General features: G+C 41.8%; 7 protein-coding genes. 6 read left to right on the forward strand and 1 reads right to left on the reverse strand.

Features of this window, described 5'->3' with window-relative positions:
* Window positions 1–423 precede the first annotated feature (423 nt).
* The 3 genes from PX481_RS07215 to PX481_RS07225 are packed head-to-tail and all read left to right on the forward strand — an operon-like array spanning window position 424 to window position 2,424.
* A complete protein-coding gene (locus PX481_RS07215; RefSeq protein WP_288026812.1) occupies window positions 424–645 on the forward strand; it encodes a hypothetical protein in 222 nt (73 codons plus the stop codon).
* 2 nt (window positions 646–647) lie between these two features.
* Window positions 648–1,085 (forward strand): PIN domain-containing protein, encoded by a 438-nt coding sequence (locus PX481_RS07220; RefSeq protein WP_288026814.1) that lies wholly within the window; start codon window positions 648–650, stop codon window positions 1,083–1,085.
* A gap of 43 nt (window positions 1,086–1,128) precedes the next feature.
* On the forward strand, window positions 1,129–2,424 hold the full coding sequence (locus PX481_RS07225; RefSeq protein WP_288094155.1) for a DNA cytosine methyltransferase: 1,296 nt from the start codon (window positions 1,129–1,131) through the stop codon (window positions 2,422–2,424).
* 544 nt (window positions 2,425–2,968) lie between these two features.
* On the opposite strand, the gene PX481_RS07230 is transcribed toward PX481_RS07225, so the two are convergent.
* On the reverse strand, window positions 2,969–3,433 hold the full coding sequence (locus PX481_RS07230) for a hypothetical protein (RefSeq protein WP_002798136.1): 465 nt from the start codon (window positions 3,431–3,433) through the stop codon (window positions 2,969–2,971).
* 184 nt (window positions 3,434–3,617) lie between these two features.
* On the opposite strand from PX481_RS07230, the gene PX481_RS07235 reads away from it, so the two are divergent.
* The 3 genes from PX481_RS07235 to PX481_RS07245 all read left to right on the forward strand — a co-directional run.
* Complete coding sequence (locus tag PX481_RS07235; protein ID WP_002757793.1) at window positions 3,618–5,087, forward strand: TldD/PmbA family protein; 1,470 nt, start codon at window positions 3,618–3,620, stop codon at window positions 5,085–5,087.
* A 2-nt stretch (window positions 5,088–5,089) separates the two neighbouring features.
* A complete protein-coding gene (locus tag PX481_RS07240; RefSeq protein WP_002757794.1) occupies window positions 5,090–5,665 on the forward strand; it encodes a DUF456 domain-containing protein in 576 nt (191 codons plus the stop codon).
* 251 nt (window positions 5,666–5,916) lie between these two features.
* The coding region (locus PX481_RS07245; protein WP_353852186.1) for a PmbA/TldA family metallopeptidase at window positions 5,917–6,474 on the forward strand (558 nt) is incomplete at its 3' end.

The raw sequence follows: 6,474 nt of genomic DNA on the forward strand, positions 1-6,474 counted from the left end.
AGCAGGGTGTAGGGTGTAGGGTGTGGGGTGTGGGGTTTTACCGATTTTGAGGGGGTCAATTACCTAATTTTCAGGGAAAAAGTACCTGAATTTCCCCCTGATCACTCCCATGCCAGGCACTTTTGGATTTCAAAAAGGTCTCAAAGTCTTATCCAACAAGGTTTTTAGATTTATTCAGCAAACCCTATGTATTGCTTAACTTATGCTTGGTTGTGGAGATAAGATAAAATTGTCGCCTAAACTTGTTCTCAACTCAGGGAAGGATAAATCTTAGGGATTTCTTCGGGAGTACCAGCGCAATAAATCTATTGATAAAGAATAGTTTCAATGCCAATCCGCAGACCTTTGAGCCGAAGGAAATGTTGGGATTAACCAGGATTTGTTATAATTAATCTTAATAGACAGTCGATCGAGAGCAACAATATGTTAAATGCAGTGGAATTTAAAGCCAAAATCAAACAAGGTATTATCGAAATTCCCGAAGAATACCAACAGGACTTGAAGGAAGACAGCGAAGTTCAAGTTATTGTGATCAAACAAAATAAAAAAATATCAACCACTGGAATCATTGCCCAATTAACTCAAAACCCCGTTGCTGTTAAAGGTATTCGTCAATTAAATCGGGAAGAAATTCATCAGCTATAATTATGACCAATTCTCTTTATTTTTTTGATTCTAATATCTGGCTATACCGTCTTTTAATAGACCCAGAGTGTAACGATGCTGCAGAAAGGCGAAAACGCAATCTAGCGACCGCTTTAACTAGCAGGGAAAATATCTTAATCAGTACGCAAATTATTAATGAAGTTTGCTCTGTTTTATCCAAAAAAGCTAAAATAAGTGAAATTCAAATTAGAGAAATTATCCAAGAATTTTACGATGGATGTGTTGTTATTCAACTTGATCGCAATATTATTTTAAGAGCCTCTGAACTCCGCACTCAATACAGTTTTTCTTTTTGGGATAGTTTAATTGTAGCTAGTGCCTTAGCATCCGATGCTAGTATTCTTTACTCTGAAGATATGCAGGATGGGTTAATAATATCCAATCAACTAACTTTAATTAATCCTTTTCGATCGAGTTGATTATCAGTATGATATTATTGAATTACTCATTTAATCAATAGTGATGAATAGGCAACAAAAGCGAGTTTTATCTCTATTTTCTGGCTGCGGGGGAATGGACTTAGGATTAGAGGGAGGTTTTTGGGTACACCAAGACTGTGTTAATGAAAATATTCATCAAGATTGGATAGTAGAAAGACGGGAACCATGGCTAAAACTACCGCGCACTACTTTTGAAACTGTCTTTGCTAATGATATAACTAAAGCTGCCCATAATGCTTGGATTCCCTACTTTGAAAAAAGGGGTAAAAAGAATGTATTTCACTTGGGGAGTATTGTAGATTTAGTCAAACAAGCAGAAAAAGGAGAGTTTCAGTTTCCCAGTAATATTGATGTAGTAACGGGAGGTTTTCCCTGTCAAGATTTTAGTGTTTCAGGAAAAAGAAAGGGGTTTAATTCTCACAAAAGTCACACAGGTAAACTACTAGACGAGAGTGAAGATAGTTTTCAGGACAATCGCGGGAAACTCTATTATTGGATGAAAAGAGTTATTGAATTAACCTTACCTAAAGTTTTTATTGCTGAAAATGTTAAAGGTTTAATCTCCTTGGCTAATGTTAAAGATATAATTGAAGATGATTTTAGTGCCATTGGTAAAGATGGATATATAGTTATCCCTAAACTTCTCTTTGCTCCCGATTATGGAATTCCCCAAACCAGGGAAAGAATTATCTTTATCGGTTTAAATAAAACCTATTTAAAAGCGACAGCGATAGGACATCTAGAAAATAATGATATTTTTCCGCATCCAACCCATAAAGTTATTAAGCATCAATTAAATCTGTTTGAGTCAATATATCCTCTTAAAACTTACAGTACAGTGGGTCAGATATTATCAGGTTTAGAAGAACCAGAAGATGAGTTATTTGACCTCTCACAAAAAAGCTATTCAAAAGCTAAACATTATGGTAAAACTCAGGGACAAATCGAGGTTAATTTACAGGGTTTAAGTCCGACTATTCGCTCGGAACATCACGGTAATATTGAATTTAGGAGATTATCTTTAGAATTAGGGGGAAAGATAGTTAATGAGTTAGAAGCAGGGTTAAAAATGAGACGTTTAACTGTGCGGGAATGTGCGAGAATACAGACTTTTCCCGATGATTTTCAATTTGTGCGTCCACAAAATAAGGGAGATGAAAAATATTCACTTTCGGCTACGGATGGTTACAAACTAATTGGTAATGCTGTGCCACCTTTGCTTGCTTACCATATCGCTAGACACCTAGAACATCAATGGGATTATTTGTTTGAAGATATTTATTCAGTCAGCAAAAATTTATGTGTAGCATTGCCTTAATAATTGGGTGCATCTCATTTTTATAAATCTACTAAGTTGGGGTTTTTAAAGGGAACCTCTCTTTGAAAATTGGGCGTTACTTTCGATTTTATGACTCAATCCAAGCTTTTGGGGGGTTCTACCCCCCAAACCCCGGAGCGCATTTGCTTTTCGGTGAGATGCTTACACGCAGTTGTTAATATACTTGTACCAATTTAAGATTCACCAATAATTGCCGATTGTCGCTATTTCTGCAAATGTGAGATGCAGCCTTAATAATTTCTGCTAATAATGTTTCTATACTTGCCATGGTTTACTAATCCTAAATTGAGAAAACAAATTATAATCTTTTTAGATGAACGTAGGTTGGGTTGAAGTATGAAACCCAACGCCCGCTCATGTTACGCTACCGCTAACCCATCCTACAAATAATTGTGCCTCCCTACTTAATTGGGCATCAACTCCTCAAAATCACAACTTTACACCTCACTCTTAAGATAACTGGTTCATCTGAGTTCGGAATCAGGGAAAACGGCAAAATTTCCCTAATCCGAACTCACCTTGATTACAAAACCTTATGGGTGTGAGAATGTTGTTTGACGTTATCCTCCGTCCGCACCACATGAACAGCATTCAAGATGCGTTTTTTCTCTAGGGAAAAGTTTAAATCGTCTTTTTGGCTGCCCAAGGGGATTAACCCTTGCAGGTGGGGTTGATTTTTATAGGTGCGAGTGGCCGCAATCGCCCTTTCGACAAAATTCTCGCATAATTGGGCATTATCGGGGAAATTACTGGGTATTTGAGGATTATCGTCCTGAAATACCTCTCCTAAACTCATGGCGCGGGCAAATTCGTAGGAAGTGGGAATTCCTTTGACAATTGCCTCTAGGGCCGCCGAGGGAATCGGTTCTAACACCGCCACTTTTTCTAATTCTCCCTCCTGTTTGAGAAAACAAATCGCTAAACCGAATACACAATAATCATCTTTTGTCAAGTCAGAAATGTTTAAGAATTGTGTCGCTGTGGCCATTATTTTGATCCTGAGTCGCTCTTTATTTAATCTTGGGGGCGATGAGCGCTCGAATCAAGGTTTTTATTAAGAGATATGAAGGAGAAAAATTTAGCAGGGTTGGGCGGCGCTAACGCATCCCCAGACGGAAAAAACTGAGAACTGTTAGACTAGAAACCAGCAGATTAACTGATAAACGAGCTTTATGTCACCCACTCTACTCATCTCCAAAGAACTCCCCACCCTGAAATATAATCCTAGTCTGGAGCGCTTTGATAGCTCTTGGGCGGCTCCTTTGTCCACTCTTCTGGGACTGGGACGGGCTGCCGGGGCAACTTTTATCGAATTTTTCCTCGAAAGAGTCAACTATATCAGTTGTTTAGCCGAAGATGACACCATCACCAGTCTCTCACCGAAACTATCTACAGGGGCAGGAATCCGCCTTTTTCGCGGTAAAGCTGATTGTTATGTCAGTACCAACGATTTAAGCTTCCAAGGCTTAAAAAATGCCCTAGAAAAAGGTTTATCGATTCTCGGTTTAAACCTACCCAGTCCTAACGCGTATATTCCCGAAATCAATCTGGAAATGTTCCGGGATTATGCCACGGTCAAAAATAAAGATATTTGGCTGAATAATTGCAGTTCTTTGCGAGAAATGGGTGATATTCTCCTAACTGCTAACGTTCACCTCAATCAGAAAGCCTCTCACGTCCAATCTCGTCGCGCCGCTTATTTTCGCGATTGGCAAGAAATTTTAGTTGCCGCTAGTGACGGCACTTTTGCCCGGGATATTCGCCTCACCCAATCCGTGGGCTATAATCTCCTCTGTGCCGATGGAACTAATCGTTCTAGCATTGGTAAACGGGTGGGTAATACCAGTAATCCCGATTTTCTGCGGACGTGGAATGCTGAGGAATCGGCGGCAGAAGTGGCCGAATCGGCGGGTAAAATGCTTTACGCTGACTATGTAGAATCTGGCAGTTATCCCATCGTCATGGCCAATGAATTTGGCGGCGTTATCTTCCACGAAGCCTGCGGCCATTTGCTAGAAACTACGCAAATCGAACAAAAAACCACGCCCTTTCTCGATAAAAAGGGCGAAAAAATCGCCCACGAAAATCTGACGGCTTGGGACGAAGGATTATCCGATAAAGCTTTCGGTACTATCGATATGGACGATGAGGGAATGCCGGCCCAGCGTACTCTCCTAATTGAAAATGGTATCCTAAAAAACTTCATTGCCGATCGCACTGGTTCAATTAAAACCGGTCATCCGCGCACAGGTAGCGGTCGCCGTCAAAACTACACCTATGCCGCCGCTAGTCGGATGCGGAATACCTACATCGCACCTGGGGAATATACCCTCGATAATCTCTTTAATTCCATCGATAAAGGCATTTATTGCAAAAAAATGGGCGGTGGTAGTGTGGGGGCGACCGGGGAATTTAATTTCGCCGTCGAGGAGGCCTATCTTATCGAAAACGGCAACCTGACTAAACCCCTAAAAGGCGCGACTTTAATCGGTTCAGCCAAGGAGATTATGAATAAAATCTCTATGTGTTCCCAAGATTTAGGACTAGCGGCGGGTTTTTGCGGTTCCGTCAGTGGTAGCGTTTATGTCACCGTTGGTCAACCCCATTTAAAAGTCGATTCTATTACCGTTGGCGGTCGTTAATCATGACTTTAGTAATTCTCTATTATTTCCTCATTGCCATCATGATAGTGGGGATAATTGGCGAACTGCTGCCCGCTGTCCCCGGCATGAGTTTGATTTTAATCGCCATGCTGGTGTGGGGTTTTGTCACCAAATTCGCGGGGATGGGGGTCGCTTTAACCGTGGCCTTTGTTGTCCTTCTCCTCAGTCTGGGGGTGGAATTCCTCGCTAGTTATCTCGGCGCCCAAAAAGTTGGGGCGAGCAATTGGAGTCAAATCGGGCTAGTAGTGGGTTTATTAGCGGGAATATTCGGGCTTTTACCGGCTTTACCCATTGGCGGCCCAATTATCGGCTTATTTGTCGGTCCTGTGGTCGGGGCTTTTGTCGGAGAATACGCCTATCGTCGCGATTTGGAATTAACCCCCCGTTTGCAACAATCCCTAAAAGTCTGTGTCGGTATCGTCGTCGGTACGGTTATCGGTCACGTTGCTAAAGCTATGCTGGCCACGGCCGCCGTTATCGTCTTTATTGTCACCACTTGGCCCAATCTCTCTTCAGTTATCAGTTATCAGTTATCAGTTATCAGTTATCAGATTTGAGTTTTCAGAACGTAGGTTGGGTTGAAGCATGAAACCCAACGCCCGCTCATGTTACGCTACCGCTAACCCATCCTACAAATAATTGTGCCTCCCTACTTATCTAGCTTACGGCTGACCGCTATCAGTTATCAGTTATCAGATTTGAGTTTTCAGTGGACACTGTTAAGTGGCAAGTTCTGAGCTTTCTTTTCACTGATTACTGATTACTGTTTACTGATAACTGAAAAATCCTCCAACACCAAAAAAAATCTATGCCAAAAGTTGAAGATATCGCCCAAATCGCTAATTCTAGCGCCCAAGCTTTAGGAATTGCTAAATACGACATCTATGGTTCTTCTGTCGATGAAACCGATGTGGATGTGTTTCAAGGGGAACCCAAACAGGTACAAGCGTCCAATCGTTCCAGCGTTATCGTTCGCGTCTGGAATCGGGATAATCAAGTCGGTGTCACCTCTACCACCGATGTGGACCCGGTGGGACTGCAATTAGCCCTGAAAACCGCCCAAGAAGCCAGCTTTTTTGGCGTTAAGGAAAATGTCCCCGATTTTAGTCCCGCTGCCACCGCACCTACCACAGAAGTGGCCAGCGAAATGTCTAATCAAGCAGCTGTATCCACTCTCATCGATAAGTTATTAGCCGCCGAAAAATCCTTACTAGCAGCCCATCCAGCTATTGCCAGTGTTCCCTATAACGGTTTGGGACAACAGCAGGTCAGACGTTTTTATCTCAATAGCGACGGGGCAATGCGTCAGGAAGCGCGTAGTTATGCCAGCGTGTATTTATACACCAAAACCGAACAGGAAGGCAAA

This window comes from Microcystis sp. M53603_WE2 (assembly GCF_030065435.1).

Excerpts from the sequence above, each read along its gene's own strand:
- PX481_RS07235 (WP_002757793.1), top strand. The coding sequence starts at position 3,618 with ATGTCACCCACTCTACTCATCTCCAAAGAACTCCCCACCCTGAAATAT.
- PX481_RS07230 (WP_002798136.1), bottom strand. The coding sequence starts at position 3,433 with ATGGCCACAGCGACACAATTCTTAAACATTTCTGACTTGACAAAAGAT.
- PX481_RS07220 (WP_288026814.1), top strand. The coding sequence starts at position 648 with ATGACCAATTCTCTTTATTTTTTTGATTCTAATATCTGGCTATACCGT.
- PX481_RS07215 (WP_288026812.1), top strand. The coding sequence starts at position 424 with ATGTTAAATGCAGTGGAATTTAAAGCCAAAATCAAACAAGGTATTATC.
- PX481_RS07240 (WP_002757794.1), top strand. The coding sequence starts at position 5,090 with ATGACTTTAGTAATTCTCTATTATTTCCTCATTGCCATCATGATAGTG.
- PX481_RS07225 (WP_288094155.1), top strand. The coding sequence starts at position 1,129 with ATGAATAGGCAACAAAAGCGAGTTTTATCTCTATTTTCTGGCTGCGGG.